Source organism: Olsenella sp. oral taxon 807 (assembly GCF_001189515.2).
Classification (GTDB): Bacteria; Actinomycetota; Coriobacteriia; order Coriobacteriales; family Atopobiaceae; genus Olsenella_F.
In genome coordinates, this window is record NZ_CP012069.2 from 2,500,670 (window position 1) to 2,515,875 (window position 15,206).

A 15,206-nucleotide genomic window follows, 5' to 3' on the forward strand; every position below is an offset into this window, starting at 1 on the left:
GGCGGCATGATTCTAGAAGAGAGCTACAGACTGAACAACGGCGTTGAGATTCCTAAGCTGGCACTGGGAACGTGGCTCATCGACGACGACAAGGTCGCTGACGCCGTGCGCAGCGCGGTCGAGATCGGCTACCGCCACGTGGACAGCGCCCAGGCCTACGGCAACGAGCGCGGTGTGGGAGAGGGCGTGCGCAACTGTGGTGTTCCCCGCGAGCAGCTCTTCGTGACCTCAAAGGTGGCAGCGGAGCACAAGACCTACAGCGCTGCGGCCGCCTCGATCGACAAGACGCTACGAGTGACGGGGCTCGACTACCTGGACATGATGATCATCCACTCCCCACAGCCGTGGGTCGAGGTCAACCAATCCGATGACCGCCACGAGGCGGGCAACGTCGAGGCCTACCGCGCGCTGGAGGACGCCCTGGCCGCCGGCAAGCTGCGCGCCATCGGCGTGTCCAACTTCTTGGAGGGCGATCTGCAGAACATCCTGAACCATTGCGAGGTGAAGCCTGCGGTCGACCAGCTGCTCGCGCATATCGGCAACACCCCCTTCGAGCTTGCCGCGTTCTGCGAGAACAACGACATCCTCGTGGAGGCCTACTCGCCCATCGCCCATGGCGAGGCGGACAAGATCGGTGCTATAGTCAAGATGGCGGAACGCTACGACGTGTCCGTGGCGCAGCTGTGCATCCGCTATGTGCTGCAGCTTGGCATGGTCGCCCTGCCCAAGACGGCCAACCTTGAGCACATGAGGTCCAATGCGGACGTCGACTTCGAGATCAGCGCACAGGACATGGAAACACTGAGGGGCGTCGAGCGCATCAGCGACTATGGGGACAGCTCGTTCTTCCCCGTGTTCGGCGGCAAGCTGTAGGCGCCGCGCCGCGATGCCTCCTTGGCAATGCAGACCATCAGACGTTAGGAAAGCACTATGAGCAACATCCTTGTCGCATACTTCTCTGCAACCGGCACCACCAAGCGCGCCGCAAAGGGCCTGGCAGAGGCACTGGGTGCGGATACCTTCGAGATTGTGCCGCAGACGCCCTACACGAGCACCGACCTCAACTGGAATGACAGCACAAGCCGCAGCACCAGCGAGATGAACGACGAAGCGAGCCGACCGCCCATCTCGGGAACGGTGGATGGCATGGCCTCCTATAACGCCGTGTTCGTGGGCTTCCCCATATGGTGGTACACAGAGCCCCGTATCATCGACACGTTTTTGGAGTCGTATGACTTCTCGGGAAAGACCATCGTCCCGTTTGCGACAAGCGGCGGCAGCGGCCTTGGCAAGGCGCCCGAACGCATGCAGCGCATCGCCACGGGCTCCACCGTTGCGGCCGGCAGGCTGCTCAACGGCCACCAGAACCCCAATGAGCTACGTGATTGGGCGCAGCGCCTGGGCCTCATGCGGTAACGGGAGGTAGGCCATGCCACGCATCTCCGAAAAGGAGTCGAACGCCCGCCGCACCGAGATCATCGACGCCTGCGAGGCGCTCTACCAGCACACCAGCTATCGCGACATCACGATGGCGCAGATAGCAGGCAAGCTCAGCTTCAGCCGTGCCAACACCTATAACTACTTCCAGTGCAAGGACGAGATCTTCTTGGCGCTGCTGCAGCGCGAGTACGAGCGCTGGACGGCCGATCTCAAAGCGCTTGGAGGCTTAGGAGAGTCGCTCGACGACAGGGCGCTTGCCGACGGGCTGGCGAGAAGCCTCAAGAAGCGTCCTCAGCTCCTGAAGCTCATGACCATGAACCTTTACGATATGGAGGAGAACAGCCGACTCGAGAAACTGGCGGAGTTCAAGGGCGTGTACGGACGTGCGGTCGAGGCGATCCGAAGCCTGCTCGTCAAGCTCAAGGGCAACTGGGACAGCGAACGGATGGATCGCTTTGTCTTCTCGTTCTTGCCGTTCGTGTACGGCATCTACCCCTATGTCTTTACCTCTAAGAAACAAGAGGCAGCCATGAGGGCCGCAGGCATGCATCCGAAGCGCCTCGGCATCTACGAGTTGAGCTACCCGTTCATCCTGAAGATGCTTGAGGATGACACGAGAGGCCAGGGCGTGACGCGGGCGGGCGTGACGCGCAAAAGCGACGAGGGAGGCGCCATGAGCGAGCTCGAGAAGCTGGAGGCCGGTTTGGAATATAGCTTCGAGGATGCTGGGGTGGCCGCGCGCAAGGCAGAGGGCGTCGCTGCCTGCACCAGGCTTGCGGCCGCCGACCAGAGTGACGCTGTGGGCTATGAGGCGACGGCGCGATCCATACTTGCCGAGGCGGGTCCCGGCCTCGATATACAGCCTGGGTTTCGCTGCGACTGAAGCAAGAACATCCATGTGGGCGACAACTTTACCGCCAACTACAACGTAACCATACTCGACATCGCACCCGTCACCATCGGTGACGGGTGCATGTTTGGCCCGGGAGTGACCATCTCGGCCGTCACGCACCCCGTCAATGCAACAAGGTGTCGGGACCGCATAGCCCAGGCGAAGCCCGTCACCATAGGCAATGACGTGTGGCTGGGGGCAAACGTCCTGGTCATGCCAGGGGTAACCATAGGCGACAACGTGGTTGTGGGCGCAGGCGCGGTAGTCACGCACGACATCCCCTCAAACAGCCTCGCCATGGGCGTCCCCGCACGCGTGGCCAGACGGCTCGACCACCGCGAGCGCGAGGCCACGAAGTAACGACGGAGGACAGCACGCAGAAAGGAAGCGCATCATGATCAACTTCAAGATGAACAACGGCAACACGATACCCGCCCTTGGCTACGGGGTCTTCCAGATGACGGGAGAAGAGGTAAGGCAGCACCTGCCCGAGGCCATCGAGCTGGGCTTTCGCCACATCGACACCGCAAACGCCTACTTCAACGAGGTTGCTGTCGGTGAGGTTGTAAAGGCAAGCGACATCGCGCGCGACGAGTTCTTTGTGACCACGAAGCTGTTCCCACAGGACTACCCGTACGACAAGTGTAGGAGGGCCATCGACGAGACCCTCGCGCGTCTTGGCATGGACTACGTCGACCTGCTGCTGTTCCATCAGCCCTACGGCGAGTACGTAGACGGCTGGAAGGCCATGGAGGAGGCGGTACGTGCGGGCAAGGTCCGCGCGATCGGGCTCTCCAACTTCAGCGAACAGAAGGTCCGCCAGATCCTGGGTGTGTCCACCATCAAACCCTCCATCCTGCAGGTCGAGATCAACCCCCGTTGGAACCAGCACCCCCTCAAGGAGGCGCTTGCCGCCGAGAACCTCGTGTACGAGGGCTGGTATCCCTTGGGACACGGCGACAAGGAGCTGCTGAGCCTCCCTGTCTTCACCACGCTGGCCGAGAAGTACGGAAAGTCCGCCTCGCAGGTCATCCTGCGCTGGCACATACAGGAGGGCAACGTCGTCTTTCCCAAGACGCTGAACCCCCAGCACATGGCCGAGAACATCGACCTCTTTGACTTCGCGCTGACCGACAAGGAGATGACAGAGATCAACGCCCTGCCGCAGGAGCCGTACTACCACGTGCCCGACGAGGCACCGGCGTGGGTATGGGGCCCGAACGACTACAGCAAGCAGCGCTAGGACGATCGGTGGCAAGGCACCTCTCGGCTGAGGAAGGTACCCCGCAGATTCTGGGGCACCTTGAAGAGGATCCCAACTGGGCAAACGTCCCTGAGAAGGTACCCCATAGATTTTGGGGCACCGAGATCGTCCTTCATGGTTGGCGAGAGGACAGCCACTGTTCGTGGGAGGGTCTCAGCCAGAGAGGCGAGAGAGGTCGGGTGGGGGAATGACGAGGGAGCGCTCCGACAGGCCGAGCCGCCCCAGTTCCTCGCGGGCTCCGATGTCTTCCGCCACGAGCATCCGCGCCAGGAAGGGCACGAGGTAGAGAGGGATGTAGTGCATGGGCTTTCCCGCGCGAAGCTCGGTGGAGACGTTGGCCTCGGAGACTACGAATGCTTTCTCGATGCCGAACTCCTCGACTGAGAGCAGGTTGTTTAGGGCGACGTGGCGCTTATAGGTCTTGCCGGACTTCACCTCGATGGGCAGCACCTTGCCCTGCAACGTCTCCCCGATGAAGTCGACCTCTCCCCTACCGCTGTGCCGGTGGTAGCGTAGGGCGACCCCTGCCGAGGCAAGCTCCTGTGCCACGACGTTCTCGTAGATGCCGCCGCAGTTTACGTCCCGCTCCCCCGCAATAACGGCAAGGGAGACGGGCACAGGGTAGCGGCGCATAAGCATACCCGTATCAGAGAGGTAGAGTTTGAAGCGATTGGGCTCCTCGGTGCGCCGAAGCATACTGCGCGGTTCGGTAACGTTCACGGTCTTAAGCGCCGCTCGTGCGGAGACGAGCCACTGGAAATCATTGGCGTATCGCTCGTAGGTGGCCTTCTTGCGCAGCGACCGTAGCTTGAAGCGCTTGTTCTCCTTGTCGAGCTGGCTGGGGATGTCGTCGTAGATGGACGTGACCTGCAAGGCCCGCTCCCCCGCGTAACGAGATATGTCCGCGCGATAGAGCTCGATGAGGTCCCTCTGCGTATCCCGCACCGCACCGAGGTCATTGCGTGAATCGATATAGCGCTGGACGGAGGCGGGCATGCCTCCCACCACCACGTAGAGATGGAAGAGCTGGAGGAGTTGATCGTGCAACGATTCCTCGACGGGGGAGAGGCTCGTGAAATGCCGCTCGAGCCGGGTGATAAGCGAATCGGTCGCCCCCTGCGACCAGAGGAACTCCTCAAAATCGAGGGGATACATCGTCTCGATCCTCAGGGAACCCACGGGGAACGAGCGCACACGGCGAAGCTCGACTCCCAGTAGCGATCCCGACATCACAAGTCGGAACCGTCCGTCCTGCACAAGGTATTTCGAGAGCGTGACGAGGTTTTGCGCCTCCTGCACCTCATCGAAGAAGACAAGGGTCTTTCCTGACACAATCTCGTGGCCCACCATCAGGGACAAACGCTCCACCAAGGAACGGACGTCCTGTGCCCCAGAGATAGAACCGGCCTGCGCATCCCTAAGGAAGTCCACTTTCACATAGTCAGCAAACTCCTGCCGAGCGAACTGCTCGATGAGGAAGGTCTTTCCCACCTGGCGCGCCCCATCAACCAGAAGCGCCTTCTCAGGTGCCTCGGCCTTCCAGGAGAGGAGCTTCTCATAGGCTCTTCTTTTAAGCATATATACCTCGTATTTGTTTCTAACATAACCGATTCTGGCCTGCAATTATAGTTCAACTCAACTACCTCACGACCTCTGTACCCTCCCCGATGCAATCCCCTGCCCCCAAAGAAGAGTCATATTCCAGGCGAAGGCCACCTCCTGGTCAGAGTGCGTCTTTCCGTGAGGGCGCCGACTCAGAGTGCGCTTTTACGTGAGGCGGTGCCGCGTTTGCGCAGGTGAGAAAAAGCGCACTTTACGGAAAAGCGCATTCTGTGAGGCCGGGCTCACGGAAAAGCGCAGTCTGGCTCCTGCGGCTCACGGAAAGCGCAGTCTGGCCATTTACAGGAGGCCCGATAAGCTGGGGATAACCGCGTTGCCCTGAGTCTCGTTACTGTGAACATCAAAAAATACACTGGCTTTGCGATCGAGAAGGGGGCAGAATCCCTTTGAGAGCAGGACGGGAGCAGGAAGCGAGGCAGAAGCAGGAGGGGGCGTCCCATGGGGATGTCCGACTTCCTTGAGAGGAGCCTTTCACGATGAACACGCTTGCCCGGGGCATGGCCCTTGCGGGCGCCCTGTCGGCTGCGCTGGCGCGTGAGCTCAGGGCAAGGACATCCAAGCAACGAGGCGGCGAAGCCGGAGAGGCCCTACGTCGTGTCTCGACCACATACCACGAGAACGAGTTTTGGGTAAACGTGGACGGACAGAACGTCTACGGGCTGTCCTATGTCCCCGACGTCGGAGGCAGGTTGCCCCTCGTCATCCTCTCGCACGGCCTGGGTTCCGACCATGCGATCGCGGGGCCTTACGCACGGGAGCTCGCATCGCATGGGATCGTCACGATGACCTTCGACTTCAGAGGAGGCGCCGAGACAAACAGGAGCGACGGCACGCCTCGGGACATGTCAGTCATGACCGAAGCCCACGACCTGGAGGCCGTCCTCGCTATGGCACGCGGCTGGGACTGCGTAGACGAAGGGCGCATCGTGATCATGGGGGGTAGCCAAGGCGGTGCCGTGACCAGCATCGTAGCCGAGCGCGCGCAACCCCAGGTGGCTGGCGTGGTCCTCCTGTACCCGGCGTTTTCCATCTTTGACCACGTGCACCGAGCCTGCAGCTCCCTCGACGAAGTACCCGAGAGCAACGACCTCCTCGGCTGGCTGACGGTCGGCTCCCGCTATGCGACGGACGTATGGGACTATGACTTCTACCAGCATATGAGCTATGAGGGGCCCGTTCTCATCATTCACGGCAGCGATGACAGCGTGATACCCATCTCGTACAGCAGGCGCGCCGCCCGAACCTACCGCAACTGCGAGTACCACACCATCAGGCACGGCACACATGGGTTTTCCGGCCCTGCATACGATGAGGCGATGTCCTACCTGCTTGACTTCGTGGCACGCGTGTGCGCGTAGGGCCAACGCGATCCCTCGGCAGCCCTTTGCCCCCTATGTCCAGACCTCCCCATCCGTGCGCCAGCCGATGAACGCCCACACCACGGGTAGCGAATAGTCCAGACGCCAGCCCTCGCTCGCCTCGCCCCCGGCACCCACGTGCCACACACGCTCGAGGTGCTCGGCCGCAAACGCGTCGAGCAGCGTCCGCTCCCGCCCGTCAAGAGGCTCGGAAACCACCATCTTCCGCAGCTCTGCCAGCCCATCGTCCAGCGTGGCAAAAGTCATGGGGCGAAGCGTGGGCAGGTACGCCACCACGGGAAGCCGCCCCAAGTCGCACAGGATGCCCACGGCGTCCGAGACCCTCTCTGGGCGCTCGTCGACCTCACGACCCAGCAGCGCAAGCAGCCTGGGGTCGCGCGAGGGCGTCACGCCAGCCGAGACGGTGATCGCTGCCTTGTGCCTAGCAACGCCATCCAGCCTCCGAAGGCGCTCCCGCATGCTCCTGGACCCGAGCGAGCGCGACGCGATGGCCGCGTCAACGCAGTTCTCTCCCAAGCCCTCCGCAGCCCAATCGTCTTCCCAGGCCAAAAGATGCGCCGTCACGGGCAGTCCTTCGTCAGCAACGACCCTGCCTAGGACCTTCAGCATCCTTTCGGCAAAGTCACAGGCATGTACCGCGTGGCCCCGCCGGCCGAGCGGCACGGCGAGGGTGCCGGTCGCACAGCCCATGTCAAGCACCGTCTGTCCCGGCTCAAGCGCCAGCAGCCCAAGGAGGCGACTCTCATAGGTCCCGTCCGACCCTTGCGCAAACGTGGCGGCGCGCTTGTTCCAGTAGTCCCTGCCATCCAGAACCGACCCCTCCGCAACCGTCGCCCCCACCCCCCATTGTTGTCCCCACACTGGTGTCATCCGCTGCCTCGCTACCCCAGTATAAGCGCGGACGTATGGATTCGACACGATTGCTGTAGGCATGGCTCTTATGCCGAGGGCATATGATATATCTTTGGTGCTGTAGGCTGCGCTCGGATGCGGGAACGGTGAGTTCGATGGGCATCACGTCTGGGAACAGGGAGCGGGGCTTCGGCCCGCCGCCTTGGCGGACCTTCCTTTCCGTGCGTCGCACCCTGCGGGAGAAATAGGAGTAGAGCATGACGCGCGCCAACGTACAGGCAGCCACTGACGTAGAGCAGCAGGCCGACATGGCTGTCGCCCATCAGAAGCTCGAAGACCTCAAAGACTATCTTTGCGAGCTGGGCAGTGTTGCCGTAGCGTTCTCCGGCGGGGTCGACTCGACTTTCCTCATGAAGGTCGCGCAAAACACGCTGGAAGACCATGCCTTAGCCGTCACCGCACGCCTCAAGTCGTTTCCCGAGCGTGAGTGCACAGAGGCGATCGACTTCTGTCACAAGGAGGGCATCCGCCACATCGCGGTCATCTTCGACGAACTCAGCATTCCCGGTTTTAGCGAGAACCCGCCTGAGCGCTGCTATCTCTGCAAGAGAGCGCTCTTTACCCGTCTCATGGAGGACGTGCGCAAGCGGGGCTTCTCCCATCTCTGCGAGGGTTCGAACATGGATGACGAGGGTGACTACCGCCCCGGCCTCAAGGCGGTTGCTGAGCTAGGCGTCAAGAGCCCGCTGCGCCACGCGCAGCTCCACAAGGCCGAGATCCGTGCGCTCAGTCACGAGATGGACCTCCCCACTTGGGACAAGCCGTCCTTCGCCTGCCTCTCGTCGCGCTTCCCCTACGGGGAGGAGATCACGGATGAGAAGCTCGAGATGGTGGGCAAAGCCGAGCGGCTCCTGCTCGATCTGGGCTTTCGGCAGGAGCGCGTGCGGATCCACGGCGGAGGCGACCATAACAGCATCGCCCGCATCGAGGTGCCCCCCTCCTCGCTCCAGCGGCTGCTCGACGAGCGAGAGAGAGTCTCTGAGGCCCTGCGCTCATATGGGTTCGCATATGTCACGATGGACCTCATGGGGTACCGCACGGGATCGATGAACGAGATTCTGTCACAGGACGGGAGGGCATGAGGCAATGGAGCGCGACGAGCTGAGGGCCCTTCTCAGGGCGGTGGCGGCAGGCCAGGTCGATGTGGACGACGCCTGCGCGCGCGTGGGCGAGGCACCTTTCGTCGAGCTGGGCTATGCCAAACCCGACGTGCAGCGTGGCGTACGGCAGGGTGTCTCGGAGGTCATCTACGGCGCCGGCAAGACAGCCGAGCAGATAGCCGGCATCATGGATGCACTTGAGCAGTCGGGGCAGAGGCGCATCATCGTCACGCGCCTCGATGCGAAGAAGGGCGACGAGCTCGAGACGCTCCTCAAAGAGGAGATGCCGAGGCTCGCAGACGGCTACCGCTACCTCGCCACCCCGCGCATGGGCATCCTCGGTGAGGCGCCTAAACCTACGGGCGTAGGCTACGTGTTGGTGATCGCGGCAGGAACGAGCGACCTCTACTGTGCCGAGGAGGCCGCCGTCACGGCTGAGATGCTTGGTAACGAGGTGCGTCGCGTGTACGACGCAGGCGTAGCGGGCATCCACCGGCTGCTCTCGCATACAGGGGACATCCAGCGCGCCTCGGTCATCATAGCCGTGGCTGGCATGGAAGGGGCGCTCGCGAGCGTGGTGGGCGGGCTCGCGTCCTGCCCCGTGATCGCATGCCCGACGAGCGTGGGCTACGGCGCCTCGCTCGGCGGCATCTCGGCACTTCTCTCCATGCTCAACTCTTGCGCGAGCGGTGCCTCCGTCGTAAACATCGACAATGGCTTTGGGGCCGGCTACCAGGCAAGCCTCATCAACCACGTGGGAAGGTAGAACGACCATGGGAAAGACCCTCTATTTGGAGTGCGAGAGTGGCATCAGCGGTGACATGGTGGTGGGGGCCCTGTTGGACCTCGGCGCCAACCAAGAGAGGCTCCTCGCCGCCCTGGAGAGCCTCCCTATGGATGGCTTCTCCGTACAGATCACGCGCAGGGCGGTGAGCGCCATCGACGTCTGCGACTTCGACGTCGTCCTCGACGAGGGGCACCAGAACCACGATCATGACATGGCGTACCTCTATGGCGGCCTAGACGAGGCAGAAAGTCACAGCCATGAGCACCACCACGAACACCATGGGCACGGCGAGGGCCACCACCATCACGCACACCACGAGCACGGTCACGGCGGGGGCCACCACCACGAACACCGTCATCTCAGCGACATCGAGAGGATCATCAACAGCGGTAAACTCACCCCCCGCGCCCGCGAGCTTGCGAAGCGGATTTTCTCGATCTTGGCTGAGGCGGAATCCAAGGCCCACGGCGTAGGCGCAGACGAGGTTCACTTCCATGAGGCGGGTGCCGTCGACTCCATCGTCGACGTTGTGGCAGCCGCCGTCTGCCTTGACGACCTCGATATCACACACGCGATCGTAGGGCCGCTCGCAGAGGGCCACGGACGTGTGCGCACCCAGCACGGCGTTCTGCCCGTGCCCGTGCCTGCCGTCGTGAACATCGCAGCCTCCTGCGGCCTTGTGCTCGCGCAGCGCGCCATGGAGGGCGAGTTCGTGACGCCCACGGGCGCCGCCATCGCCGCCGCCATTCGCACTGCCGAGGAGCTGCCCGCAGCCTACGTCATCAGAGCCGTTGGCACGGGTTCGGGCAAGCGTGCCTACAAGCCCGTGAGCACGCTGCGGGGCATGATCATCGAGCCTCGCGGGACAACAGCGACGGAGTCCCAGCCGGACGCTCACACCACTACGGACGCTGCCCCGAGCCGACTCTGGAAACTGGAGACCGAGGTGGACGACTGCACGGGCGAAGCCTTGGGCCATGCGCTCGAACGCCTCTTTGAGGTCGGCGTGCGCGAGGCTCACTACGTCCCCGTCTTCATGAAGAAGAGTCGCCCGGCCTACCAGGTGGAAGTCCTCTGCGACGAAAGCCTCCTCGAGGCTGTGGAGCGGGTACTCTTCGAGGAGACCACGACCATCGGCGTGAGGCGTCACCGTATCGAGCGCACGACACTTTCCCGCCGCGAACAGACGATGGAAACGCCGCTCGGCCCAGCACGGGTCAAGCTCGTGACCCTGCCCAACGGCAGCGAGCGTCCCTACCCCGAACACGATTCCATAGCCTCGCTTGCCAAGGAAAAAGGCGTCTCCTACCAAGAGGCCTTCCGTACCACCCTACTGATCGCCGAGGAACGGGACGCGAGGTCCTGAGAACTGTGCGTATCTCACGCGCCCCTGATGGGTCGACTCTTACGGGCCCCTTTTCATGAAAGGACCGCATCGGAAGAGCTTCCGATGCGGTCCTAAAGCACGGTATCGATGCCACTGATGACAGAGAGCCGATCGCGCCCGAGCAGGACCCGATGGGACCCGTGCTCAATCGGCCCTCATGTCAGCAAGACTGTAGCGACGGCCTCGCTGACATCTCCAAGCTACGCGCTGCAGGGCTTTACGATAACGGAGATGCCCTCGGGGATCACGGCTATCTTGGCGTTCTCGCCCTTCTCCTTCACAGCGATGTCTAGCGCCTCCTGAAGGGTCGGCACGAAGCGAATGTGCATGTCCTCGAGGATCTGCTTCGCGGATGGATCCGCCACGTACAGTACCTCATGGCGCGAGAGGATACGGGCAAGGATCTGGCTCTCCCACTGGTCAGCGATGGTGTCCTCCATCTTGACCTTCAGGATCATATCCTCGACCTCCTTGGCGGAAGCGGCATTCTTAAAGGTCTGGTAGAAGCCCTCTCCCCCGTGTCCATCGTTGCACTTGGACATCTCTATGATGATGCCGTCCTTGTTGCAGCACGCCTCTGCGGCGGTCATGCTCTTGACGGACTGGTAGATGTTCTGGTCCAGTGGATATCCGCCGTTGGTGGTGATCACGATGTCCGCATCCACACCGTCCACCGAGGAGAGATCCTTCACGAACTTGCAGCCGGTCTCGTGAGCCTCGGTCGGATCTCCCGCAAAGGCGGCGATCACCTTCTTGTCCGCGTCAATCGCGACGTTCAATATGAAGGCAAGCTTTGCCTGCTCGGCAGCAAACAGCATGTCCTTGTGGATCAGGTTGCCATCCAAGACGCCGGTCCGCGACTTGTCGGACGCAATGAAGGTGGAGCAATGGTTCGCAAAGACCGTCTTCTGGGATGCGATGCCCGGAAGGATGGACTTCCTGCCGCCGGAAAAGCCCGCAAAGAAATGGGGCTCGATGAAGCCCTCGGAAACCAAAAGGTCAGCCTCTACGGCGAGCTTGTTGATCAGAAGGCTTCCGCCCGAGGGAAGGGTGCCAAGGTGAACCATGTCCTCGTCCTTCTCGGACTCGTGAATCACGAATTTCTCGTTCTTGACCAGATCCTCGCCGAACTTGTCGATCATCTCTTCCTTGGTCGTGGGCCTGTGGAACCCGGTGGCAATCAGGATCGTGATGTTACAGTCGGGGTTATTTTTCCTAATTTCCTTCAGATAAAGGGGGAGGGTGACCTTGCTGGGGACGGGCCTCGTGTGATCTGACGTGATGATCACGATGTTCTTCTTGCCCTCTGCGAGCTCGCAGACGCGCGCACTCCCGATGGGATGCTCCAAGGCCTCCTGCACCAGCTCCTCCTGGGAACCCTTGGGGACGTACTCCACCGCCTTCGACTCCAAGACCGACGTGGAGTCCGGAAGCGTAAGCTCGACCTTCTCTCTTCCAAATGGGAATTTGACTAGCATGGCTACCTCCTTTTTCGAAGCACCGCCTGAAACGTGCAAAGACTAAACACCCTTTTGCATCCCTATACCTACACCTCCATACTATTATGTTTTGGAAAAATGTACGTCAAGAAACCATGTGATTTGGCCTGCAAGCACCTGAAGTCGAGGGTCTACTGCTACTGCATGGATCATCTGGTCTTCCCCGTATTTTTCAGAGGCTTCGTGAGTTCGTGTGGGTAGAGATCACGTCACCACCGCCCTTCCCGGCAGCGTTGGCCTCAGGTCCGAGCACCCGGGCATCACGAGGGCCATGGGGTTGTCGATGTCGTGGGACCCGTGGCCCCGCCCGGTCGCGACCCTGGCCTTGTCGCTCGCCGCCCAGACGCGGGCCCGTCGGGCACGCTGTCTGGCATGGCGGCGGCGCCTCCTCGATGGCCGTTCTTCCCTTGGTGGAGAAAACAGGCCCACGCGAGTGGTGGCGCCGCCGCTAGGTTGGCGTCTTCACCGGGGCGTCAGCCCACGCAAACCCCCGAAGAGCCAAGAATTACGGGGTTTTGGGATCGTTTTCCCGAACATTGTGAATATGTCATCCGGCAAACTTGCAGGTTAGGTGCGGGAGCTTTGCTTGCTCCATCCGACTGAAGAATACGAGATAGAGGAAATAGACAGGCCTGCCGCTACAGTTGCTCTTGCGAGGACGAAGCTCCGTTTCCAAGACGAATCATGGACTGCACTGACTCGCCTTTGCCGATTCGACGGAGCTGACTCGGCAGCAGAGTGGGAGCCGGGTGCATGAAAAGTGAATAGGTACGGAGTCGACCCATTCACCGATATCAAAGGAGCGGAGCCAAAGGGGTAGATTTCGTTAGTGTGTAGCGAGGCGACGCAACTTGTCCACAGAGAAGGCACGTTGCCGCTTGCTTGTAGTCTCGTAACGTGATTTGCTGCTAATAATCTATTGATATCCCAACTATTAATTGTTGTTTCATGGTACTATTTGCAGCATGAAGTTCTCTGACTACATAGGTCGCCACCATGTGTTCACCACACCCTCCCTCCTCGGGGCCATGGACTCCCCAGCTGCGGCCGAGGAGCAGCTACGGCTCGCCGTGAGGTCCGGGGCCGTGGAGCGCGTGCGGCGTGGGCTTCTCGTCTCCAACCGCGGGCGGTTCGAGGACGTCCCTGTGGACCAGTTCGAGGTTGTCGCGGCGCTCGATGCCAGCGCGGTCGTCTCGTACCACTCGGCTCTCGAGGCGCACGGCGTCGCGCACAACGCGGGATTCGTGTGCCGCTTCCGCTCGGACACCGTGAGGGCCGGGTTCGACTTCCGCGGCGTCGCCTACCGTCCCTGCGGCCCGGTGAGGAATGTGCGGTCGAAAACTTTGAGATCTTCTTGGGGACCCTACCTCGCTACCACGAGGGAGCAGACAGTAATTGATTGCCTGGGGAAACCCGCCTTGGCGGGAGGGGTCGAGGAGACGGTACGCAGCTTGACCGCGTTCGTGTACCTCGGCGTGGAAGAGCTGGTCGGGCTCGCCTCCGAGGCAGGTCCCTCGATGGCCTCCCGCGTCGGGTGGCTGCTGTCGGAGAAGGGGGATGAGTGGCATGTGGACGAGGGAGATCTTGCCCGACTCGAGAGCGCGCTCGGACTTGGCCCCTACCGTCTGGGGTATGCAGCAGATGGAGCCCCAACGGGCTGGTCCGCCAAATGGAAGCTTATCCTGCCCGAGAACAGGGAGGAGATGGAGTCGTGGATAACGCGCTCGTGAGGGAGTTCCCGCCGCGCGCGCTTGACAAGGTGGAGAGGCTTCTCGACCTGCTCGCCGAGCTCGGCGAGCATCCGTTTCTCAAAGACAAGATCGCGCTACACGGCGGGACCGCGATAAACCTGTTCATGCTCGACGCACCGAGGCTCTCCGTCGACATCGATCTCTCGTACGTCGGAGCGCTCGACAGGGACGAGATGCTCGCCGAAAGGCCAATCGTCGTGAGGTCTATTGACGAGGTGGCCCGCTCTCAGGGATACCCCGTCTTTGGGGCGCGAGGCGGGCATGCCGGCAGGACGTTCCTCCTCGGCTACAGGTCGCAATGGGGTCCAGACCATGTCAAGATCGACTGCATCTACATGAACCGCTCTCCGCTGATGCCGATCGAACGCAGATCCCCGATTCTCAGACCAGAGTTGGATGTCCCGCTCTTTACCGATGCGGAGCTTGCCGGAGGGAAGGTCAAGGCGTTCTTCGATCGTGTGAAGGTGCGGGACCTCTATGACGTCGCGAACCTCAAGCGCGTGCTCGACGGAAGAAGCGCTGCTGAGCGCGCCGTCGCTCACAAGGCGGTTCTCTTCTACGCGTCGCTTTCGGCGTCGTTCCCGCACGGGTTCGAGGACCGTCCCGGACGCTTCGCCGGCAGGGGGCGCGAGCTCGAGGAGCAGCTCTTGCCCATGCTCAGGAGAAACGAGAAGGCGCCCACACTCGACGGGCTGATCGGAACTGCGCGAGAGTTCGTCTCCGCCTATGTCTTGCCGCAGACGGATGCCGAGGAAGAGTATCTCGAACGGTTCTCGCAGGGATTGCTCGTCCCGGACCTGCTTTTCGAAGACGAGGCGATGGCGCGTGCGGCCGCCGCCAGCCCGGAAGTCCGGTGGAAGCTGCAGAACATCCGCAAGATGCGAGGGCATGGCCATGGAGGTGCCTAGCTGCATGTAGCCACTTCTTGCGTACGTGGACATGTCTTCCCAGCTCAGAGGTGTCACTCTTCAGCTGGGAATTATCACTCTTGAGTCGGAGAGCTCCTCACTTTATCAGAGCTGTTTTCACCTATGTAGTCAGTTGCATGCAATCAAATCGCATCTCCGCACCGAGCCTGTCACTCTTCGGATGCCCGAAAATACTCTCTTGAAGTGACTACATCCCGTGTAGTCACCTCCGACTACACGGTGGCTACACGCTTTTTCAGATGGAAG

Annotated in this window: 14 protein-coding genes; 11 read left to right on the forward strand and 3 right to left on the reverse strand. The window is 61.6% G+C overall.

What is annotated here, in order from left to right; all coding sequences use genetic code 11:
- Positions 1-6 precede the first annotated feature (6 nt).
- From ADJ70_RS10770 to ADJ70_RS10785, 5 genes are read left to right on the forward strand one after another with little or no spacing between them, the layout of a single operon-like run.
- Complete coding sequence (locus tag ADJ70_RS10770; RefSeq protein ID WP_050341353.1) at positions 7-873, forward strand: aldo/keto reductase; 867 nt, start codon at positions 7-9, stop codon at positions 871-873.
- A gap of 57 nt (positions 874-930) precedes the next feature.
- Complete coding sequence (locus tag ADJ70_RS10775) at positions 931-1,416, forward strand: flavodoxin (protein WP_050341355.1); 486 nt, start codon at positions 931-933, stop codon at positions 1,414-1,416.
- A 13-nt stretch (positions 1,417-1,429) separates the two neighbouring features.
- Positions 1,430-2,323 (forward strand): TetR family transcriptional regulator, encoded by an 894-nt coding sequence (locus tag ADJ70_RS15135; RefSeq protein ID WP_216597258.1) that lies wholly within the window; start codon positions 1,430-1,432, stop codon positions 2,321-2,323.
- 15 nt (positions 2,324-2,338) lie between these two features.
- Positions 2,339-2,692 (forward strand): DapH/DapD/GlmU-related protein, encoded by a 354-nt coding sequence (locus ADJ70_RS15140; protein WP_216597259.1) that lies wholly within the window; start codon positions 2,339-2,341, stop codon positions 2,690-2,692.
- 34 nt (positions 2,693-2,726) lie between these two features.
- The gene (locus tag ADJ70_RS10785) at positions 2,727-3,575 is read left to right on the forward strand and encodes an aldo/keto reductase (protein ID WP_050341357.1); all 849 of its coding nucleotides are present in this window, start codon (positions 2,727-2,729) and stop codon (positions 3,573-3,575) included.
- Between the two features lie 174 nt (positions 3,576-3,749).
- Here the strand turns inward: ADJ70_RS10785 and ADJ70_RS10790 are convergent, their stop codons facing one another.
- Entirely contained in the window at positions 3,750-5,174 is a 1,425-nt protein-coding gene (locus ADJ70_RS10790) for an ATP-binding protein (protein ID WP_050341360.1), read from the reverse strand.
- A 518-nt stretch (positions 5,175-5,692) separates the two neighbouring features.
- Here ADJ70_RS10790 and ADJ70_RS10795 point away from each other — a divergent pair.
- Complete coding sequence (locus ADJ70_RS10795; RefSeq protein ID WP_050341362.1) at positions 5,693-6,574, forward strand: S9 family peptidase; 882 nt, start codon at positions 5,693-5,695, stop codon at positions 6,572-6,574.
- Between the two features lie 33 nt (positions 6,575-6,607).
- On the opposite strand, the gene ADJ70_RS10800 is transcribed toward ADJ70_RS10795, so the two are convergent.
- A complete protein-coding gene (locus ADJ70_RS10800) occupies positions 6,608-7,465 on the reverse strand; it encodes a class I SAM-dependent methyltransferase (protein ID WP_050341364.1) in 858 nt (285 codons plus the stop codon).
- Between the two features lie 239 nt (positions 7,466-7,704).
- Between ADJ70_RS10800 and larE the strand changes: the two genes are divergently transcribed.
- From larE to ADJ70_RS10815, 3 genes are read left to right on the forward strand one after another with little or no spacing between them, the layout of a single operon-like run.
- A complete protein-coding gene (larE, locus tag ADJ70_RS10805) occupies positions 7,705-8,589 on the forward strand; it encodes an ATP-dependent sacrificial sulfur transferase LarE (RefSeq protein ID WP_216597260.1) in 885 nt (294 codons plus the stop codon).
- A 4-nt stretch (positions 8,590-8,593) separates the two neighbouring features.
- Positions 8,594-9,373: a nickel pincer cofactor biosynthesis protein LarB gene (gene larB, locus ADJ70_RS10810; RefSeq protein ID WP_050341366.1), complete on the forward strand. Its 780-nt coding sequence runs from the start codon at positions 8,594-8,596 to the stop codon at positions 9,371-9,373.
- 7 nt (positions 9,374-9,380) lie between these two features.
- A complete protein-coding gene (locus ADJ70_RS10815) occupies positions 9,381-10,760 on the forward strand; it encodes a LarC family nickel insertion protein (RefSeq protein ID WP_050341367.1) in 1,380 nt (459 codons plus the stop codon).
- A gap of 221 nt (positions 10,761-10,981) precedes the next feature.
- On the opposite strand, the gene larA is transcribed toward ADJ70_RS10815, so the two are convergent.
- Positions 10,982-12,259 carry a nickel-dependent lactate racemase gene (larA, locus tag ADJ70_RS10820; RefSeq protein WP_050341369.1) on the reverse strand — a complete coding sequence of 426 codons (1,278 nt, stop codon included), beginning with the start codon at positions 12,257-12,259 and terminating at the stop codon, positions 10,982-10,984.
- A 986-nt stretch (positions 12,260-13,245) separates the two neighbouring features.
- Between larA and ADJ70_RS14760 the strand changes: the two genes are divergently transcribed.
- Together ADJ70_RS14760 and ADJ70_RS10830 are read left to right on the forward strand one after the other, a co-directional pair.
- A complete protein-coding gene (locus ADJ70_RS14760) occupies positions 13,246-14,010 on the forward strand; it encodes a hypothetical protein (RefSeq protein WP_050341371.1) in 765 nt (254 codons plus the stop codon).
- Positions 13,992-14,939 (forward strand): nucleotidyl transferase AbiEii/AbiGii toxin family protein, encoded by a 948-nt coding sequence (locus tag ADJ70_RS10830; RefSeq protein ID WP_172674495.1) that lies wholly within the window; start codon positions 13,992-13,994, stop codon positions 14,937-14,939. Before ADJ70_RS14760 ends, ADJ70_RS10830 begins: the two co-directional genes overlap by 19 nt.
- Positions 14,940-15,206: the final 267 nt, after the last annotated feature.